Below are 19,494 nucleotides of genomic sequence, written 5' to 3'. Positions count from 1 at the left end.
GGACCGACGCCCGCGACCAGGACGAGGCCTCAGGAACCGTCGAGATCCATCGCGTCCGAGGTCCAGCCGCGTTCGACCATCCAGTCGTGCACGCACCCCGCCACCGCGGTGTAGCCCTCGGCGGTCAGGTGGACCGGGTCGCTGGTGAGTGATGGGGGGACGGCGTCGGCGGCCATCGCCTCGACGTCGACCACCGAGGGCGCGATGCCGGCCCGGTCCATGCCCGTGTCGATCAGGCACCGGCGGACGTCGATGAGGTGGTCGGGCCACCGATCGGCCAGCGCGGTGTTGACCGCGGCGATCGCGTCGTAGGTCGGGGTGCCGCTCCCCTCCGAGACGCCGAAGTTCAGGACGGTCAGGACCGCGAACCGGTCCTCTGCCGCCCCGTGGTGCTCGATGATCGCCTGGGTGTCCGCCACGATCCGCTCGGGATCGTCGTGGTTGTTCCGTCCGAGCCACAGGATCGGCTGGTGGTCGCGGTACGCCTCTGCCGTGGTCGAGACGAACTGCGCCGCGTCCGTCACGACCGGCTCGCCGGGCTCGTCCCGCTGGAAGGTGTAGGAGCCGTTGGGCCCTGAGATCAACCGACCGTCCACGCCGGCCAGACGGCCGAGCAGCACCGACGGGCCCTGCAGGAGCAGCTCGACGTTCGGGCTGACCGCCACCTCCCCGGCCGGCGGGATCTGCCCACCGGCGACGTCCAGGACCGTGGGGATCGCGTTGGCGCGGGCGGCGATCTCCGCCGACCCCTCCCCACCCACACCGAAGTTCACCACGTCGACGCCGAGCAGCTCGCCGAGCACGGCCGGGGCGTGGACGCCCCCGCCGCCCTGCCCGGCGGTCAACCCGTCACCCCACCAGACCCAGGCCGGTTCGGGGACCGGATCGACGGCCGGGGTCGGCACGGCGTCCCCCTGTGCCCGGACCGTTGCGGGGGCCAGCACCACAGGCTCGGCGGTATCGGTGCGGCGCGGCTCGTACTGGGCGAGCACGAGGAACAGGACCGCGACCCCCGCCAGGGCCAGGCCGAAGCGCAGGTGCTCGGTCCGACGCCACCAGCGCGCCCGGTGCCGCCGCCGTCTCCATCCAGGCATGGCCGGGCATGGTGCCATCGGCGACCGGCTGCGCCCGCATCCCCTCACCGTGCGCGTGGGAGAGGTCGGCAGGGCGTGACCTCGTCACCCGCTGAACGGCCCCGCCAACGGCACCTGCGACAGCTCGGCGACCAGCGCCGCCTCGGTCTGGGAGCGCCCCCACGGCAGCCGGCGCAGCACCTGGCTGTGGCGGGACAGCCACGACAGGTCCGACTCGTCGCAGAACCCGATCGCACCGTGCGCCTGGTGGCAGATCCGGAAGACCGCCTCGGCCGCCTCGAGCGCGGCCAGCCGCAGGGCCAGCGCGTCCCCCCAGGCCGATGGCCGGTCCTCGCCGAGCGACCACAGCGTGTAGCGGGCCAACTCGACCAGGCCCAACCGGTGGACCTCGACGTCGGTCAACGCGAACCGCAGGGCCTGGAAGCTGGCCAGCGGGGCGCCGAACTGCTCGCGCTCGGTCACGTACCGGTAGGTGTGGCCCGCGGTGCCGTCCAGCACCCCCAGCAACGTCCAGCACTGCAGGGTGACCAGCCGCGCGAGCTCGTCCCGGCCCTCCGTCTCCGCCCACGGCCCGACGACGACATCCGCGGCGAAGAACCCCAACCGGCTCCGCACCGGCGCGGCCTCCTCGACCACGGCCGAGGAGAACCCGTCACGCACCGCCCGCCACACCAACCCCAACCCCGCGTGCCCCACCCGGGGGACGTCCGGGTCGACGTGCACCAGCGCGTCGACGCCGTCGAGCCCCGTCGCGGCGACACGCTCGGCCACCGGGTACGGCAGCGCCACCCGTCCCGCTGCCCGGCACGCCGCGGCGGCGGCTTCGAGCTCCACACCATCGGTGGAGGGGTCCAGGTCCCACACCCCCAGCGACCCGAGCAGCTCGCCGTACCCCACCCGCACGTCGGGGTCGGCCTCGGCCGCCCGGGCCAGGTCCACGCCGCCCTCCGCCTCCAGCGCGTCGGTGACGACGGCGCCGAACTGCTCGGCCTCGGGGCTCAGGAGCTCAGCCACCGTTCCCCCCGAGGATCCGGCGGGCCAGCAGCAGCCGCTGCATCTCGATCGTCCCCGACGCCACCGACGACGCCTGCGCGTAGCGCCAGTGGTCCTCGACGGCCCGGGTGAACCGGTCGTCGGCGCCGAGCCCCTGTGCCCCGACGATGTCCATCAGCACCTCGGCGACCTCCTGGTCGAGCTGGGTCACCGCGATCCGGTAGGCCGCGGCCTGCCCGGGGTCCGCGGCGCCGTCCTCCTGGCCCTGGAGGACCCGGTAGGCCAGCAGCCGCGCCCGGCGGGTGTGCACCAACGCGGCCGCCCACCGCTGCCGCAGGGCGTCGGGCACCGCCGACCACCGCAGCCCCAGCACCTGCGGCGCCTCCTGCAGCAGCCGCTCGCAGCGGGCGTACCGGGCGATGCCGACGCGCTCGAACGCCAGCGCCTCGCGCACGAGGTCCCAGCCGTCGTGGACGTCGCCGAGGACGTCGTCGGCGGTGACCTCCAGCCCGTCGATGAACACCTCGTTGAGGTGGTGGGGCCCCAACATCGACGGGATCGGCCGCACCTCGATGCCCGGGCGGTCCATCGGGACCAGGAACACCGTGATGCCGTGGTGCTTGCGCCCCTCGTCAGCGGTCCGGGCCAGCAGGAACAGCCAGTCGGCCATGCCGGCGTACGACGTCCAGACCTTCTGGCCGTGGACCGTCCAGCCACCGCCGTGGGCCACCGCGCGGGTCCGCAGGGATGCGAGGTCCGACCCGGCCTCGGGTTCGGAGAACCCCTGGCACCACACGACCTCACCGGCGGCGATGCGGGGCAGGTGCGCCGCCTTCTGCGCCGGCGTGCCGAACCGCTCGATGGCGGGTCCGACCCAGTTGACGCCCATGTACTGCGCGCCGCGGGGCTCGAAGGCCGCCCACATCTCCTCGCGCAGCGCGGCCTGCTCCCACACCGTGCCGTCCCGGCCGCCCATGTCGGCGGGCCACGCCAACGTCAGCAGCCGTCGCTCGCCGAGCACCCGGCAGAACGCCTGGGCGGCCTCGAAGTCCGCCGGGTCGTCGGTGAACGCACCCATGAAGTCCGCCGGCACGTGGGCGTCGACCAGGTCGCGGAGCTCCGCGCGGATGCCGTCGACGGCCTCCAGCGGTCCGTAGGGGATCATCCGATCAGCCCCCCGTCGCCGAGCAGGCCGACGACCCGTGAGCGGTGCCAGCGGCCGTCGCCGAACAGCGCCTCGTCGAGCTTCGCGCGCTTCAGGTGGATGTGCAGGTCGTGCTCCCAGGTGTAGCCGATGCCGCCGTGCAGCTGGATGGCCGTGCCGGCCGCGCGGGCGGCGACCCCGCAGGCGAGGTCCTTCGCCATCGACGCGGTCCGCGATGCCGTCGCCGCTCCCGCACCGACCTCGACGGCCGCCTGGTCGAGGAGGACCCGTGCGCCCTCGAGGCCGACCAGCACGTCGGCCGCCTGGTGCTTGACCGCCTGGAAGGACCCGATCGGGCGGCCGAACTGCTCGCGCTGCCGGGTGTACGTGGTGGTCATCTCGAGCACGCGCGACGTGATGCCCACCGCATCGGCCGCCATCGCCACCGCCACCCGGTCCACCAGCGCCTCGATCGCGGTGTCCGCCGTCGACCCGACGGCCAGCACGGCGTCCGGTCCGACGGCCACGCCGTCCAGGGCGAGGCGTCCGAGCGACCGCGTCCGGTCCACCGTCGGCTGGTGCACGACCGACACCCCGTCGGCTGCCGTCTGGACGACTGCCAGCACCGCACCCGCTGAGGACGACACCGCCCGCACCACCACCACGTCCGCGCCGACGAGGTCCACGACGAACGACGCGGTGCCGTCGAGCACCCACCCCTCACCCGTCTCCTGCGCCGCGACGCGCTCGCCCGACGAGAACACCCCTGGCATCGCGACGGCCCCCGCCAGCGACCCGTCGACCAGCGGGGGCACCCACCGCTCGCGCTGGTCGTCCGAGCCGGCCGCCAGCAGAGCGCCGACGCACAGCACGCCGGTGCCGAGCAGCCGGGTCGACGCCGACGCCGCCCCGCAGCCGCGCAGCACGACGGCGAGCTCGGACAGCCCCGCCCCGCCGCCGCCCAACGACTCGGGCACGTCGATCCCGACCCACCCCATCTCCGCCACCGCGCGATCGAGGGCGGCGGCACCCCCACCGTCCACCACCCGGTGGACGACCTCGGACGACGACGCCTCGGCCAGGAACTGGTCCACGACCTCGCGCAGCGCCCGCCGGTCGGCGTCGAGCTCGGGGAGGATCACGCCGCCCTCGGCTCTCGTGGCAGGCCCAGGGCGCGCTCGCCGATGATCGTCCGCTGGATCTCACTGGTCCCGCCGGGGATGGTCCACTCCCACGAGGCGATGAAGTCGAGCAGCCACGCACCGGACTCCCACCCCCCGCTGGCGGGGCGGTCGGTCTCGAGGTGCGCACCCAGCCCGGCGACCGACGTCCCGAAGTCCATCAGCCGCTGCAGCAGCTCGCTGTAGGTCAGCTTGACGATCGAGGCCAGCGCGCCGGCTTGGGCATCGGTCAGGTCATCGGACACCGCCCGGCCGACCAGCAGCCGCAGGGACTCCACCTCCGCGGCGAACCCGCCCAAGCGATCACGGACCAGCGCATCGTCGAGGAGCGACCCGCCACCCTGTGACCCGCCACCCGGCAACCCCCCACCCGGCATCGGCGACGACCGGGCCAGGTCCACCAGCCAGCCGTACCCGAGCGCCAACCGCTCGGCCAGCTCGACCATCGTCGCCGCCCGCTCGGAGTTCAACGTGGTCTGGGCGACCCGCCATCCCTCGTCCTCGGGTCCGATCCGGTTGGCGACCGGCACCTCGACATCGTCCAGGTACACCTCGCAGAAGTGCTCCTCACCGGTGGCCTGGCGGATCGGCCGCACCTCCACCCCGTCCGCCCGCATGTCCATGACCAGGTAGGTGATGCCGTGGCGCGTCGGCGCGTCGGGATCCGTCCGGACCAGCAGCAGGCACCAGTCCGCGTACATCGCCATGCTGGCCCACGTCTTCTGGCCGTTGACGACGTACACGTCGCCGTGGCGCTCCGCCCGGGTGCGCAACGACGCGAGGTCCGACCCGGCGCCGGGCTCGCTGAACCCCTGACACCACACCTCACCGGCGCGGATGGCCGGCAGGTGGCGCTCCTGCAGCTCCCCCGAGCCGCCGTGCAGCAGCGTCGCCGCCGCGTGGTGCAGGGAGATGAAGTGGAGGGACAGGCGCGGCGCGTCGGCCCGCGCGAGCTCGGAGAAGATGACCGCCTGCTCGGCGGGGGAGTACCCGCCGCCCCACGCCGCCGGCCAGTGGGGGACCGCCCAGCCGCCGGCCTCGAGCCGGGCCAGCCAGTCCTGCTGGAACGCGACGTAGTCGTCCCGCGACACCCCGGCCTGGGTCCGCCGCCAGTCGCGCGGCACGTGCTCTGCACACCACGCGCGGATGCGGGACCGCAGCTCGTCGTGGGTGTCCCCTGCCACGCGCTGCCTCCTGCTGTCGCTCACCGATGCCGCTTGGCTCGAATCTATAATCTTTATAAAGTAACAGCAACCCGATGGAGAGGATGACTCGGATGTACGACGAATTGCCCCCCGAGGTCGAGGTCCGCGCCGACGGGCCCGTCCGCGTCGTGACGATGCAGCGCCCCGAGCACCTGAACGCCGTGGACGAGGCGATGCACGACGGCCTGGTCGCCGTCTGGGGTCGGCTGGCCGCTGACGCCGAGGCCCGGTCCGTGGTGCTGACCGGCGCCGGCAGCGCGTTCAGCGCGGGCGGGGACTTCGACTGGATCGCGGAGATCAACGCCAGCGACGCGAGGGCATCCGACGCCGCGGCCGGTGCGGCCGCGCTGATCACGGCCATGCTCGGCTTCCCGCTGCCCGTCGTCGCGGCGGTCAACGGTCCCGCGGTCGGACTGGGCTGCAGCCTGACGGTGATGAGCGACATCGTCGTCATGTCCGCCGACGCCCACCTGGCCGACCCCCACGTCGCCGTCGGCCTGGTCGCCGGCGACGGGGGCGCGCTGTGGCCGTCCCTGACCAGCATGCACATCGCCAAGGAGTTCCTCTTCCTGGGGCGACGCCTGCCGGCCGAGGAGGCCTCCCGCCACGGACTGGCCAACCGCGTCGTCCCGGCCGACCAGGTGCTGGACGAGGCGATGGACCTGGCCCGCCGGCTGGCGGACCTGCCCCCCCAGGCGGTGCAGGACACCAAGCGCACCCTCAACACGCAGTTGCTGGCCGGGTGGCCGGCCATCGAGCTCGGCGTGACCGCCGAACGGGCGTCCATGCGCTCGGCGGCGCACATCGCGCGCATCGCCGCCCTGCGCGACGGTCGGGGTTGACCACGCCTCCGCCATCCTTATAAGTTTATAAAGATAGAGCCGATTGTTGATCGGAGCCCGCGGGCTCCAGGAGGGACGCAGGTGCGAGGCATCACATGGAGGACCCCCGGGTCCCGAGCCCACACTCCCACGCGACTGATCGCCGCCATGGCGGTGCTGCTGCTGGCCCTCGGCCTGGCGGCCTGCGGCGGCGACGACGCCGACGCGCCCGCCGCGGCTGACCCGGACGACACCGCGGGCGACACGGCACAAGCCGAGGACGAGGCCGACACCGAACCCGCCGATGACGAGGCCGAGCCCACCGACGCTGCCGACGACACGGGCGCGACCGGGGGAGAGGGCGCCGACGACGACGCCGACGACCCTGCCGACGGCGAGCCGATCGTGATCGGCCTGCTGCCCACCTTGACCGGGCCGACCGCGGCCCTGGGCCAGCTGTTCACCGACGGGGCCACCGCCGCCGTCGAGCACGTCAACGCCCAGGGCGGCGTCCTCGACGGTCGTCCCCTCGAGCTGCAGACCGTCGACACCGCGGGCGACCCGACCCAGGCCGCCAGCGGCGCGCGCCAGCTGATCCAGGACGGCGTCGTCGGCATCATCGGCTCGTCGCTGTCCGGCGAGTTCCTGGCCGAGGCCCCGATCATCGACGAGGCCGGCATCCCCACCCTCACCTCCGCCACCGCCAACTCCATCTGGGAGGCCGGCGCCAACCCGTGGGCGTTCAGCACCGGCGAGTCCGGCGACCTGAACGTCGGCACCGCCGCGCAGTACCTGCTCGACACCGCCGGCGTCGAGGAGATCGGCATCATCTACGAGGACGGCGCCTTCGGGCAGGAGGCCGCCGAGGCCGCTGAGGCCCTGCTCGCCGAGGAGGGCGCAGAGGCCGTCGCCGTCGTCAACTTCCCACCGAACGCCACCGACGTCACCGGTCAGCTGAACCAGCTGCAGGACGCCGGCGCGACCGGCCTGATGTACTGGGGCCTCGGACCCGGTCTGGTCCGCACCCTCCAGGGCCTCGAGACCCTCGGCTGGGAGGTCCCGACCACCGCCCCTGCGGTCATCGGTGAGGCCGGCGTCCGCGAATCGGTCGGGGAGGAGACCCTGGCCCAGGCCGTCGGCGTGCCGATCCCCCTGGCGTTCCTCTCCGACGAGCCCGGCACCCCCGGCCCCGAGACGACCGACCTGACCCAGGCCTTCTTCGACCGCTTCGGCCAGATGTTCGGCGAGGAGAAGCTGCAGGGCGAGCACCTGAACGCCTCGCTGTGGGCGGACGGCGTGTTCATCCTCGCCGAGGCCATCGACCGGGCCGGCTCCACCGACCCCGAGGCGATCCGCGAGGCCCTCGAGAGCGGCGAGCCCTTCCAGGTCACCCGCGGCACGCGGACCTACACACCCGACGACCACGTCGGCATCACCTTGGACCAGCTGTCGGGCTTCAACGCCGGCCAGCAGTGCCAGGGCACCTGCGCGGCACCTGAGGGTCTGTTCGACTAGGACGGGGCGACCAGCGCCACATGGACTTCATCAACTTCCTGGTCATCCCGGCCCTGGTCTCAGGCAGCGTGTACGCGCTGGTCGCCACCGGCTTCAACGTCGTCGAGCGCACCACCCGGGTGCTGAACTTCGCCCACGGCGAGCTGATCGTCTGGGCACCGATGGCCGCGCTCGTCAGCTACACGATCCTCGACTGGCCGGCCTGGGTGGCGCTCGTGGCCGCGGTCGTCGTCCCGGTGGCGCTGGTGCTGGTCGAGGAGGTCGTCGCCATCCGGCCCTTCATCGGCCAGCCCGGCCAGTACCCCTGGATCCTCTCCACCCTGGGCGTCAGCCTGATCCTGCAGCAGGCCGCGTTCGCCCCCTTCGAGGGGCAGGTGCAGTCCTTCCCGATCGCCCTGCCCCGCCAGCCGCTCGAGGTGGCCGGGGCGCGGCTGAGCCCCCAGGGGCTGCTGGTGATCGTCGCCGCCGTGGTCGTGCTGATCGCCCTGACCTGGCTGTACGACCGCACGGACCTGGGGCGGATGCTGACCGCGGTCGCCGAGGACGCCGACGGCGCCCGCATGATCGGCATCTCCCCGACGCGGATGTCGCGGATCGCGCTGATGATCTCCGCCCTGGTCGCCGCGGTCACCGGCCTGGTCGTCGCCCCGATCTTCCTGGTCGAGCCCCACACCGGCTTCGGCCTGGTGTTCATCGGCTTCGTCGCCGCCGCGATCGGCGGGCTGGCCAACATCACCGGTGGGTACATCGGCGCCTACGTCGTCGGGTTCGTCATCCAGGCGACCGCGTACCACCTGAGCGCGGTGTGGGTGAACGCCGTCGTCTTCGGCTGCTTCCTGCTCTTCTACCTGGTCCGCCCCACCGGCCTGTTCAGCGGCACCACGCTGCGGGAGGTCTGAGGGGTGCACGCGCGCCGTCGACTGGCCGACCCGATCGTCCACGGGCCGCTGGCCGCGGTCGCCATCGGCGTCGCCGGCGCGGTCCTGGGCGTCGCCTCCTACGAGACGTACCTGCTGTCCCTCGCCCTGCTGTACGGCATCGCCGCGATCGGCCTGAACGTCCCCGCCGGCCTGTTCGGGCAGCTGTCCCTCGGCCAGGGCGCCGCCTTCGCCGTCGGCGCCTACACCAGCGCCATCCTGACCACGACCCTCGACGCGCCGGTCGTCATCGGGCTGGCCGCCGCACTGGTCGTCGGCACCGCAGCCGGCGCGGTGATGGGGCTGCCCGCCGGCCGGCTGGGCGTCATCGGCCTGGCCATGGTGTCCCTCGGCCTGACCTTCGTCGTCCAGGACGCCGCCCGCGGTCTCGACATCACCGGCGGGGTCGGCGGCGTGCTCGGCATCCGCGCCCCGCTGGTGTGGGGGATGGACGACGCCGGCGCCGGCGAGCTGTTCTTCGCCACCCTGGCCCTGGCCCTGGTCGTCTACCTGGGCGCCTCCGCGCTGCGGCTGTCCCACTTCGGCCGGGCCGCGCTGGCGATCAAGGCCGACGAGCTGGGCGCCGCGGCCCTCGGCATCGCCGTGTACCCGGCTAAGGTCGCCGGGTTCGCCCTGGGCACCGGCGTCGGCGCGCTCGGCGGGGCGATGTTCAGCTACCTGTCCACCGCGATCACGCCGGACTTCTTCGACGTCCACCTGTCGGTGCTGTTCTTGATCATGGTGGTCCTCGGCGGCCCCGGCACCCGCTCCGGTCCGGTGCTCGGGGCGGCCATCGTCGGCATCCTGCCGATCCTGCTGTCCGGCCACCCGGCGCTCAGCAGCTACATCTACGGCGGGCTGATCATCGTCGCGATCCGGGTGCTGCCCCGCGGCATCGTGTCGCGGACCAGCGTGCCGGTGCCCGATCGGCTGCTGCCCACCCCACCCCCGGCCGACACCGCCGCACCGGCGGAGGACCCGCAGAGGCCGACCGCGCCCGCCGACACCGGCGCCCAGCTGGACGCCCGCGGCCTGCGCCGCTCCTTCGGCGGCGTCGTCGCCCTGGACGACGTCGACGTCACCCTGCGCGGCGGGCAGGTCCTGGGGGTCATCGGTCCCAACGGGTCGGGCAAGACCACCCTGGTCAACGTCCTGTCCGGCTACTACCCGCCCGAGGCCGGCGAGGTCCGCATCGACGGCACGCCCGTCGCCGTCGGCGACCCGGTCGCGCTGGCGACCGAGGGCGTCAGCCGCACCTTCCAGGTCCCCAAGGTCTTCGGCGACCTCAGCGTCGACGAGCACCTCGCCCTCGCGCGTCGCGGCGCCACCGGCCCACCGGCGCACCGGGAGCGGTTCGAGGGGCTGGCCATGACCTTCCTCCGCGACACCGGCCTGCTCGACCAGCGCCGCGCCACCGTCCGCACCCTCGCCCACGGCACCAGGCGGTTCCTCGAGGTCGGCATGGCCGTCCTGCGCGCGCCCCGGCTCCTGCTCCTCGACGAACCCGCCGCCGGGCTGTCCGCAGAGGACATGGCCCTGCTCGGCCAGCTGATCACCCGCGTCGCCGCCGAGGGCGTCCCGGTCGTGCTCGTCGAGCACCACCTGGAGCTGGTCCACGACGTCTGTGACACCGTCGCGGTCATGAACCTGGGCGCGATCCTGTGGAGCGGCCCGCCGGCCGAGCTGCAGGACAGCCCCGAGGTCCGTGAGGCGTACCTGGCATGACCCAGCCCGACACGAGGGGAGCGACATGGCCGAGCTGACCTGCCGGGACGTGACCGTCCGCTACGGCGGCGTCCACGCGGTCACGGTCGACCGGCTCGACGTGCCCGACGCGACGTGCGTCGCCGTCGTCGGCCCCAACGGCGCCGGCAAGACGTCCCTGCTGCGCGGCCTGAGCGGCCTCGAAGCCGTCGACCGCGGGGCGGCGATCACCCTGGACGGCACGCCGCTGCACGACCTGCCCGCCGAGACCCGCGTCCGCGCCGGCCTGGGCCACGTGCTCGAGAACCGCCACGTCTTCCCGCGGCTGAGCGTCCGCGAGAACCTGACCCTCGCCCACGTCGCCACCGCTGGCCGCCGCGGCGGCGACGCCGACCTGCGCCGCGCCCTCGACGTGTTCGGTGAGCTCGAGGAGATGTTCGACACCCCCGCCAGCGCCCTCAGCGGCGGCCAGCAGCAGTTCCTCGCCTTCGCCCGCGCGCTGATGGCCCGTCCCCGCGTCCTGCTGCTCGACGAGCCGACCGTCGGCCTTGCCCCCCGCCTGGTGGCCCGCATCTCCGAGGGGATCGAGCAGGTCCTGGCCGCCGGCACCGCCGTGCTGCTGGTCGAGCAGCGCCTGGAGGTCGTCCAGCGCGTCGCCTCGGTCGCCCACATCCTGGTCAGCGGCACGGTCGCCGAGACCGCCGACCCGACCGCCGCCGACTTCGGCGACATCGTCCACCGCCGCTACCTGGGACAGACCACATGAGCCAGCCGACGGATGAGACCCGGCTGGACGGCAAGGCCGTCGTCGTCACCGGCGCCGGTCGCGGGCTGGGCGCCGCCTACGCCCTGGCGTGCGCCGCCGCCGGCGCGGCCGTCGTCGTCAACGACATCGACGGCGACGCCGTCGAGGAGGTCGTCGGCACGATCACCGACGCGGGCGGCACCGCCATGGCCGCTGTCGGGTCGGTCGCCACCGCCGAGTCGGCCGCGGCGGTCGTCGACCGCTGCGCCGCCGAGCTCGGCGCCGTCGACGGGTTGGTCGCCAACGCCGGGATCTTCCCCGAGGGCCCGCCCTGGGAGATCACCCCCGAGCAGGTCGAGGCGTGCACCGCCACCAACGTCGTCGGCGTCCTGGCCTGCGGCACCCGTGCGATCAGCCACATGGTCAGCCAGGGCCGCGGCGGATCGATCGTGACCGTCACCTCCGGCGCGGCCCTCGGCATGCCCGCGATGAGCCTCTACGCCGCCTCGAAGGGCGCGGTCCTCTCCGCCACGTGGGCCTGGGCCACCGACACCGGTGGCACCGGGATCCGGGTCAACGCGATCTCGCCGCTGGCCCGCACCCCGATGGTGGAGGCGTCACCCTCGGGCCGCGGCCGCGTCGACCCCTCCCACCGTCCCGAGGACGTCGCCCCCCTGGTCGTCGCGCTGCTGTCCGACGCCACCGCACCGATCACCGGGCAGGTGGTCCGCTTCGACGGGCGGACCCTGTCGACCCTGTCGCCACCTGCCTTCGACGGGCCGGGGGTGACCCGGCCGGCGTGGGAGGCTGCGGAGGTGGCCGCGGCCCTCGCCGGCCTGTCGACCGACGACGACCGCTGAGGAGGGACCGATGGGACACGACGCGCTGACGTGGCGGGCGATGGGGTACCACACCGACCAGTGGATCGGCTGGCTGCTGCCGCTGGCGGCGGAGTGGTGGCCGGACCGCGACGCGCTGGTGCTGGCCGACGAGCGGATCACCTTCGCCGCGCTGGCCGTCCGGTCCCGGCAGATCGCCGCGCAGCTGACCGCCCTCGGCATCGGCCCCGGCGACACCGTGTCGTGGACGCTCGGGAACTCCGTCGACGCGGTCGCGGTGGCCAGCGCCATCTGGCACGTCGGCGCGACCAGCAACCCGGTCGTGCCGATCTACCGGGCGCACGAGCTGACCGCGGTGCTGACCCAGGTGCGGCCTGCCGCGGTCGTCGTCCCGTCGGACTACCGCGGACGTGACTACACCGCCGAGTTCGACGAGGTGCTCGCGACCACCGACCTGCGGCTGCGTGGACGCATCGTGGCGGGGGAGGGGAGGGACGGCTGGCAGCCCCTCACGACCGCCGCCGCCGGCGGTGACGCGCCCGACATCGACGTGACCAGCCGGCCCGGCGATGCGCCGTGCCTGGTGCTGTTCACCTCAGGCACCACCTCGGCGCCCAAGGGGGCGGTGCACACCAGCGCCACGCTGCTGCACGAGTGCCGGGCCATGGCGACGGACTGGGCGCTGACGTGGCGCGACGCGATGTTCATGGCCTCCCCCCTCACCCACATCACCGGGTTGCTGCAGGGGTTCCTGGTGCCGGCGATGACCGGGGCGACCGCGGTGCTGCAGGACCGCTGGGACCGCGACGCCGCGATCGAGCTGATCGAGTCCGAGGGCGTCACCTACGCCGCGGGCGCCACCCCCTTCCTGCAGGGGATCGTCGACGCCTACACCCGGCGGGGGACGAGGCCCACGACGTTGCGGCAGTTCACCTCCGGCGGCGCGTCGGTCCCCCCACAGCTGATCGAGGACGCCGACGGGCTGGGCATCGCCGCCCACCGGTTGTGGGGCATGACCGAGCTGCCGACCGCCACGCGCGCCAACGACACCGTCGACCTGTGGCACCGCGCCCACACCGACGGGCAGGTCGCCATCGGGGTGCAGGCGGAGGCCGTCGACGCGCAACGCCAGCCGCTGCCACCGGGCAGCGAGGGTGAGCTGCGGATCCGCGGGCCCGAGCGGATGGTCGGCTACCTGGACCCCGCGATGGACGTCGAGGCCATCGACGCCGACGGCTGGTTCTACACCGGCGACGTCGGCGTGGTCTCAGCCGACGGGTTCGTGTCGATCACCGGGCGGATCAAGGAGATCATCAACCGGGGCGGTGAGAAGTTCAGCGTCCGCGACATCGAGGAGGCGATCCTGCGCCACCCCCAGGTCAGCGATGTCGCCGTGGTCGGGGTGCCCGACGATCGACTGGGTGAGGGGGTCGCCGCGGTGGTGGTCGCCGACGTCGCGGATGCGGGGGCGCTTCACCCCCCGCTGGCCGGCTTCCTCGAGGACCTGGGGCTGGCCCGCCAGAAGCTGCCGACCACCGTCGTGGTGGCGACCGACCTGCCCCGCACCGCGTCGGGCAAGCTGCGACGCAACCAGATCGTCGACGACCTGACCACTGGGAGACGCCCATGACCCGCACCGCGCTCATCACCGGCGGGAGCGGCGGCATCGGTCGAGCCTGCGGCCGGCGGCTGGCCGAGCTTGGCTACGATGTCGTCCTCGCCGCCCGGCGACAGGACCGGCTCGCGCAGATCGCTGAGGAGTTGAACGTCGAGGGAGTGGTCGCCGACGTCACCGACGAGGACGACGTCCTCCGGCTGTGCGGCGTTCGGCCGAGCTGGTCGGTGTTGGTCCACGCCGCCGGCACGCTGGACGGCAGCGACATCGCCCAGCAGCCCACCGACGTCTTCGACGACGTCTACCGGACGTTGCTGCGGTCGACGTACATGCTGTCCAAGCACACCGCGGCGCGGATGGCGCCCGGCGGCCGGCAGATCCTCATGGGATCGACCGCGGGGCTGCGGCCGATGAAGGGTCTGTCGGCGTACTCGGCGTTCAAGGCGGGTCTGAACGCCTTCGCGGCGGTCGGCGAGGCGGAGCTCGAGGAGCACGGCATCGGTGTGCACGTCATCGCCCCCGGGCCGGTCGACACCCCGATGCTGCGCCACAGGTGGCACTCGCTGGTGCCGGACGACGTGGCGGACGCCGTCGCGTTCCTCGTCGGCCTGCGTCCGGGCGTGGCGGTGCCCCTCATCGAGATGCGCATGGCCAAGACCGGCCCGTTCGCGCCGGACCTGACGGGCGGGTCGGCTGGGGTGGGGGAGGTCTGAGTGAGCGGAGTCGGACGTCCCCCGTCGCGCGCCAGGGGGATCAGGTTGGCCGAGATCGTCGCCGCGGATTTGCGCGAGCAGATCCTGACCGGCGGCTTCGACGGCGACTCGCTGCCCAAGCAGGACGACCTGATGGACATGTTCGGCGTGTCGGGCCCGTCGCTGCGGGAGGCGCTGCGGATCCTCGAGGCCGAGGGGCTGGTCACGGTCCGGCGCGGCAAGGTCGGCGGGGCGGAGATCCACCGGCCCTCTGGCGCCTCGGCGGCCTACATGACGGCGGTGACGCTGCAGGGGGAGCGGACGACGCTGGACGACCTGTCCGACGCGCTGCGGATGCTCGAACCACCGTGCGCCGCGCTGTGCGCGGAGCGGCCGGACCGGGAGGCGCTGGGCGAGTCGTTGGAGGCGAACCTGACGGCGACGGAGGAGGCGATCGGCGACGGGGTGGAGTTCACCAGCCTGGCCCGGGGGTTCCACGGCATCGTGGTCGATCATGTCCTGAACCCCGCGATCAGGCTGGTGGTCCGGAGCCTGGTGTCGGTGTGGACAGCCCAGCAGGAGACCTGGGCGGACCAGGCGTCGCTGGAAGGCCGCTACCCCGACACCGACAGCCAGGTCGCGGTCTTCCGCACCCACCGCCGCATCGCGCGGGAGATCCTGGCGGGGGAGGGGGCGGCGGCGGAGCGGACGGCCCGCAAGCACCTGGAGGCCTCCCACGCCGTGGTGCTGGCCGACCTGGGCGGCGGCCGGCTGATCGACGCGGTGTCGGCCCGGGCGGTGGAGGAGTTCCGGCGCCAGACGTGATGGTCTGACGACCGGCCGGTCGGCACTGCGGTGGCGCGCCGAACATCGTCCGGGAGGCCGAGACGGCCCGCAAGGGGACGTTCGCTTGAACTCGATGGCCCGCGCGATCGTGGAGGCGACCGCGACAGCGGTGGTCTCCAACCCCGCCTGCTCCGCGGTCCACGGCGCCAGGAGCCTAGAGACCGTTGCCGCCGACTGGGCGAAGGGCCGCCGCAGCTGGACCAAGGTCCGCCAGGGTGGTCGCTGGTACGCGGGTCGACGCGGTCAGGTGCGTACGCGCAGGTCCATAGTGCTCGTGGTCGGCGCCTGGAGTAGGCGGACGTCCCGGCGAGGGACTCTCGTCAGCAGGGCGACCATGACGCCGACGGTGGCTGCGAGGGCACCCGTCCGGACCCCTCTGCTCGCCACGACGCGCACCCTGTCCGTCAGGCCCGCGCTGCTGGCGTCCTTTCAAAGGTGACGCCGGCTCAGGGTGCATAACAACGGGTGACGTGCCATCCGCAACATCGCTGGAAGTGACTCTCCCATCAGGAATCGTCCGGACCTGGTTGTGGACCGTGATCCCCCATCAGCGCGGCCAGCACCGCCTGCTCGTGCGCGGTCAGCCGGCGGAGGTCCGCGAGCACCGCGGCCTGCGCCGACCGGACCCGCCGGGCGTCGCCCAGCACGGCCGCGCGCACGTCGGGGTGGTTGACGTCCTCGCCGTCCGTGGCGCGGCGGATCGCGCCGAGCAGGTCGTCGAAGGGCTGGTGCTTGCGGACGAACCCGACCGCGCCCGACTCGAGGGCCTCGGCGATCACGTCGACGTCGTCGATGCCGGTGACGACCAGCACGGCGGCGCCGAGCTCGCGGATCGCCGGCACGAACACCGCCCCCCGGCTGACGCCCGAGCCGAGGTCCATGTCGAGCAGCACCAGGTCCGGCTGCCAGGTGCGCGCTGCGTCGAGCACTCGGCCCCGATCATCCCCTCCGCGGTCACCGCGAGCGCGACGCTCTGGGCCAGCAGGTCGTGGTCCTCGACGATGAGCAGGCGGGGAGGGGGAGGGGTGCTCACGCCGTCCCGTCCCGGCGGACGGCGGGCATGACCACCTCGTAGCGCGCCCGGGTCGAGCACGACGAGCCGTCCGCCCTGGCCGGCCATCAGCTGGGTGCCGATGACGACGTCGAGGCCGTGGTCGGGCGCACCGCCGGGGGAGGAGGGGGCACGCGCCGCCTCGATGCGCAGGTGCACGTGGCCGTCCACGACCCGGGCGGTCGCGGTGACCTCCCCGGGCTCGCCTGTGCCGTCGGGGGTGGCGCAGCGGTCGACGAGGGTGTGGACGACCGCCACGGTGTCGGCGATCCGGCCGTGGACGACCAGGTCGGGCGGGATGTCCACTGCGACGGTGACGCCGCGGAGCCGCGGCTCGCGGAGCAGGCCGTCGAGGGTCGCGGCGAGGGGCAGGTCCGCGCCGGCGTCGTCGGTGACGTCGAGCAGGCGCTGCAGCCGGCCGATCTGGTCGGCGACGGCGTCGTGGAGCCGGGTCCGCTGGGCGGGGTCCAGGTCGTGGGCGTACCGGCCGAGGACGGTGGTGGCGCCGTCGATCGCGGTGATGCTGCTCTTGGCGTCGTGGCGCCGGCCGGCCGCGAGCAGGTCGTCGGCGGCTCGGCGGGCGCGGTCCACCCCGCGGTCCACGACGCTGCCGAACAGCCGGGCCCGCTGCTCGCGGTAGGCCGCGTCGAGGTCCCGCGCCCCGCCGAGGACCGCGAACAGCAGGGCGCCGATGACGGCCACCTGGGCGCCGAGCAGCCAGACCGGGGCGGTCAGGACCGCGATGACCCGGAAAGCCTCGGCGACCGCCAGGCCGACCAGGGTGGGCGCCAGCCAGCCGGCACTGGCCGTCCGCCGGATCAGCCGCGACCGGACGTGGACGGCCGTGGCGACCAGGCCGACGGCGACGACGGCGTGGGTCACCGCTACGGCGGTCGTGGACAGGGGGTCGTCGCCGATCACCAGCGACCCGGCGAGCGCCAGGACCGCCACCCCGAGCGCCGTCGCCCCGAGCCACCAGCCGATCCGCAGGCCCGTGTCGACCTGCGCGGTCCGGCCGGCGACGGCGCACAGGACGATGACGGCGACGAGCACCGCGAGGCGCGTCACGTCCAGCCCGACCTCGGTGGCCCCGGATCCGCCTGCCGCGCCGGGCGGGACGACGGCGAGGACCAGGCCGCCGAAGGCGATGCCGACCAGTGCCGATGATGCGTCGCCGAGGGTCCGCCAGCGCAGCAGCGCGAGCACCGCGACCGCGCCGGCCAGGCCGGCGGCGACGGCCGCGCCCGTGGACCAGCGCTGCACGTCGAGGTCGGCCAGGTCGGCGAGCACCACCGCCGCCAGCGCGGTCGCGGTCAGCCCGGCCAGCGCCATGACGCTCGCCGGCCGATCGGTCCCGGGCGCGGTGGCGTGCGGTGTGGCGACGACGCCACGCCGGTCAGGTCCGCGATAGCTCTGGCGACGCGGGTGTGGGCGTGAGAGGCTCAAGGCTCGAATGCGGCCCGGGGGACCACGGCTTCCCTGGGGGGGACCTGAGGATAGGTGATGACCGCTTCCGAACGATCACCCAATGTTGAGGATGCGCCGCGGGCGGATGAGGCGCTTGAGTCAGACCCGGTGAGGACCGCCCACGCCCCCCGAGTGCTGATCTGCCTGCCACCCGGCCTGTTCGCAGACGCGCTCAGCCGCGCGCTCGCAGCGGCCGAGGTGGAAGTGACGTGCGCCGCGCCGGGGGAGGAGTCGGCGGACGCCGCGTACGACTTGACGATCAGCGTGGACGACCTCGCGGTCGGCGCGCCCCGTCGCGTGGTGCTGCCCGAGGGCGAGGCGGGGCACGCCTACCTCGAGGACGACGAGGGCCGGCGCCGACTGGACGGCGTCCTGGACCTGGTGGCCGCCTGCAAGATCCCGCCATCGGGATCGTGACGGGTCGGGGATCCCGCACTACGGGCAGTCAGCGCGCCTGAACCGGTTACGCATCCGAAACGGTCTCGCGTTACCATCCTTCGCCGTGCCTGAAACCGAGGCAGGGGAGGGAAGTCAGGCGTGGCTGACCGGAAGCGCGCGTTCATCACGGGGATCACGGGGCAGGACGGGTCGTACCTGACCGAGCTCTTGTTGGAGAAGGGCTATGAGGTGCACGGGTTGGTGCGGCGGGGGTCGACGTTCGGGACCGAGCGGATCGATCACCTGTACCTGGATCCGCACCTGGAGGATGCCCGGATGTTCCTGCACTACGGGGATCTGACGGACGCGAACTCGTTGTCGCGGTTGTTGTGGGAGGTGCGGCCGCACGAGGTCTACAACCTGGGGGCGCAGTCCCATGTGGGGGTGTCCTTCGAGAACCCGGTGTACACCGTGGATGCCGATGCGCTGGGGACGTTGAAGCTGTTGGAGGCGTGTCGGCAGCTGGGGGAGGAGTGCCCGCGGTACTACCAGGCGTCGAGCTCGGAGATGTACGGCAAGGTGGTCGAGGTGCCCCAGACCGAGGCGACGCCGTTCCACCCGCGGTCGCCGTACGGGTGTGCGAAGGTGTACGGGTTCTGGCAGTCGGTGAACCACCGCGAGTCCTACGGGATGCATGCGTCGAACGGGATCTTGTTCAACCACGAGTCGCCGCGGCGGGGTGAGACGTTCGTGACGCGGAAGATCACGCGGGCGGCGACGCGGATCAAGCTGGGGCTCCAGGAGAAGGTGTACCTGGGGAACTTGGACGCCAGGCGGGACTGGGGGTTCGCGGGGGACTACGTCGAGGCGATGTGGTTGATGGTCCAGCAGGACGAACCGGGTGACTACGTGGTGGCGACGGGGGAGATGCACAGCGTGCGGGAGTTCGCCGAGGCGACGTTCGCGCTGCTCGACCTGGACTGGGAGCGGTACGTGGGGACCGATGCGCGGTACCTGCGGCCGGCGGAGGTCGACCAGCTGCTGGGGGACGCGTCGAAGGCTCGTGCGGTGCTGGGGTGGACGCCGCGGACGAGCTTCGACGAGCTGGTCGAGATGATGGTGGCCGCGGACATGGAGCTGGCCAAGCGGGAGAAGGCGCTGGTCGACGCCGGCCTCGGCACCATCGAGTGGCAGACCGGCCGCCCGGGCGACTGAGCGAGTGATGCGCGTCCAGAAGTCCAGACGTTGCGAGGCCCAGCCTCGAGGCCACGTTGCAGAGCGAGCAAG

Annotated in this window: 18 protein-coding genes; 11 read left to right on the top strand and 7 right to left on the bottom strand. The window is 73.4% G+C overall.

The genetic code is table 11. The features are described from left to right. Window positions 1–29 precede the first annotated feature (29 nt). The 5 genes from ACEQ2X_RS14965 to ACEQ2X_RS14945 form a co-directional block, all read right to left on the bottom strand. Entirely contained in the window at window positions 30–1,094 is a 1,065-nt protein-coding gene (locus tag ACEQ2X_RS14965; protein WP_370326630.1) for a hypothetical protein, read from the bottom strand. A gap of 84 nt (window positions 1,095–1,178) precedes the next feature. After that, window positions 1,179–2,108, bottom strand: coding sequence for an acyl-CoA dehydrogenase family protein (locus ACEQ2X_RS14960; RefSeq protein WP_370326629.1), 930 nt, complete (start codon window positions 2,106–2,108; stop codon window positions 1,179–1,181). Beyond that, on the bottom strand, window positions 2,101–3,252 hold the full coding sequence (locus ACEQ2X_RS14955; protein WP_370326628.1) for an acyl-CoA dehydrogenase family protein: 1,152 nt from the start codon (window positions 3,250–3,252) through the stop codon (window positions 2,101–2,103). The genes ACEQ2X_RS14960 and ACEQ2X_RS14955 overlap by 8 nt, the downstream gene beginning before the upstream one ends. Beyond that, on the bottom strand, window positions 3,249–4,373 hold the full coding sequence (locus tag ACEQ2X_RS14950; protein ID WP_370326627.1) for an acyl-CoA dehydrogenase family protein: 1,125 nt from the start codon (window positions 4,371–4,373) through the stop codon (window positions 3,249–3,251). The genes ACEQ2X_RS14955 and ACEQ2X_RS14950 overlap by 4 nt, the downstream gene beginning before the upstream one ends. Further along, on the bottom strand, window positions 4,370–5,596 hold the full coding sequence (locus ACEQ2X_RS14945) for an acyl-CoA dehydrogenase family protein (protein WP_370326626.1): 1,227 nt from the start codon (window positions 5,594–5,596) through the stop codon (window positions 4,370–4,372). The genes ACEQ2X_RS14950 and ACEQ2X_RS14945 overlap by 4 nt, the downstream gene beginning before the upstream one ends. Window positions 5,597–5,688: 92 nt before the next feature. Here ACEQ2X_RS14945 and ACEQ2X_RS14940 point away from each other — a divergent pair, with 92 nt between their 5' ends. From ACEQ2X_RS14940 to ACEQ2X_RS14900, 9 genes are all read left to right on the top strand, one after another. Next, the gene (locus ACEQ2X_RS14940) at window positions 5,689–6,459 is read left to right on the top strand and encodes an enoyl-CoA hydratase/isomerase family protein (protein ID WP_370326625.1); all 771 of its coding nucleotides are present in this window, start codon (window positions 5,689–5,691) and stop codon (window positions 6,457–6,459) included. 147 nt (window positions 6,460–6,606) lie between these two features. Further along, window positions 6,607–7,953, top strand: a complete 1,347-nt coding sequence (locus tag ACEQ2X_RS14935; protein WP_370326624.1) for an ABC transporter substrate-binding protein — start codon at window positions 6,607–6,609, stop codon at window positions 7,951–7,953. A 20-nt stretch (window positions 7,954–7,973) separates the two neighbouring features. Beyond that, a complete protein-coding gene (locus ACEQ2X_RS14930) occupies window positions 7,974–8,852 on the top strand; it encodes a branched-chain amino acid ABC transporter permease (RefSeq protein ID WP_370326623.1) in 879 nt (292 codons plus the stop codon). A gap of 3 nt (window positions 8,853–8,855) precedes the next feature. Then, on the top strand, window positions 8,856–10,595 hold the full coding sequence (locus ACEQ2X_RS14925; protein WP_370326622.1) for an ATP-binding cassette domain-containing protein: 1,740 nt from the start codon (window positions 8,856–8,858) through the stop codon (window positions 10,593–10,595). Window positions 10,596–10,620: 25 nt separating this feature from the next. Next, entirely contained in the window at window positions 10,621–11,340 is a 720-nt protein-coding gene (locus ACEQ2X_RS14920; protein ID WP_370326621.1) for an ABC transporter ATP-binding protein, read from the top strand. Then, on the top strand, window positions 11,337–12,179 hold the full coding sequence (locus ACEQ2X_RS14915; protein ID WP_370326620.1) for an SDR family NAD(P)-dependent oxidoreductase: 843 nt from the start codon (window positions 11,337–11,339) through the stop codon (window positions 12,177–12,179). The genes ACEQ2X_RS14920 and ACEQ2X_RS14915 overlap by 4 nt, the downstream gene beginning before the upstream one ends. 10 nt (window positions 12,180–12,189) lie before the next feature. Then, window positions 12,190–13,788 carry an AMP-binding protein gene (locus ACEQ2X_RS14910; protein WP_370326619.1) on the top strand — a complete coding sequence of 533 codons (1,599 nt, stop codon included), beginning with the start codon at window positions 12,190–12,192 and terminating at the stop codon, window positions 13,786–13,788. Further along, window positions 13,785–14,486, top strand: a complete 702-nt coding sequence (locus tag ACEQ2X_RS14905) for an SDR family oxidoreductase (protein ID WP_370326618.1) — start codon at window positions 13,785–13,787, stop codon at window positions 14,484–14,486. Before ACEQ2X_RS14910 ends, ACEQ2X_RS14905 begins: the two co-directional genes overlap by 4 nt. After that, the gene (locus ACEQ2X_RS14900; protein ID WP_370326617.1) at window positions 14,487–15,290 is read left to right on the top strand and encodes a FadR/GntR family transcriptional regulator; all 804 of its coding nucleotides are present in this window, start codon (window positions 14,487–14,489) and stop codon (window positions 15,288–15,290) included. 527 nt (window positions 15,291–15,817) lie between these two features. Here ACEQ2X_RS14900 and ACEQ2X_RS14895 read toward each other — a convergent pair. Together ACEQ2X_RS14895 and ACEQ2X_RS14890 are read right to left on the bottom strand one after the other, a co-directional pair. Then, complete coding sequence (locus tag ACEQ2X_RS14895) at window positions 15,818–16,192, bottom strand: hypothetical protein (protein ID WP_370326616.1); 375 nt, start codon at window positions 16,190–16,192, stop codon at window positions 15,818–15,820. After that, on the bottom strand, window positions 16,087–17,694 hold the full coding sequence (locus ACEQ2X_RS14890; RefSeq protein WP_370326615.1) for a hypothetical protein: 1,608 nt from the start codon (window positions 17,692–17,694) through the stop codon (window positions 16,087–16,089). The genes ACEQ2X_RS14895 and ACEQ2X_RS14890 overlap by 106 nt, the downstream gene beginning before the upstream one ends. 243 nt (window positions 17,695–17,937) lie before the next feature. On the opposite strand from ACEQ2X_RS14890, the gene ACEQ2X_RS14885 reads away from it, so the two are divergent. Further along, complete coding sequence (locus ACEQ2X_RS14885; RefSeq protein WP_370326614.1) at window positions 17,938–18,246, top strand: hypothetical protein; 309 nt, start codon at window positions 17,938–17,940, stop codon at window positions 18,244–18,246. A gap of 120 nt (window positions 18,247–18,366) precedes the next feature. Further along, window positions 18,367–19,422: a GDP-mannose 4,6-dehydratase gene (gene gmd / locus ACEQ2X_RS14880; protein WP_370326613.1), complete on the top strand. Its 1,056-nt coding sequence runs from the start codon at window positions 18,367–18,369 to the stop codon at window positions 19,420–19,422. The last annotated feature ends 72 nt before the right edge of the window (window positions 19,423–19,494 follow it).

This window comes from Euzebya sp., assembly GCF_964222135.1.
Classification (GTDB): Bacteria; Actinomycetota; Nitriliruptoria; order Euzebyales; family Euzebyaceae; genus Euzebya.
The sequence above is the reverse complement of the archived record's forward strand: the minus strand, read 5'-3'. Positions and strand labels throughout refer to the sequence as shown.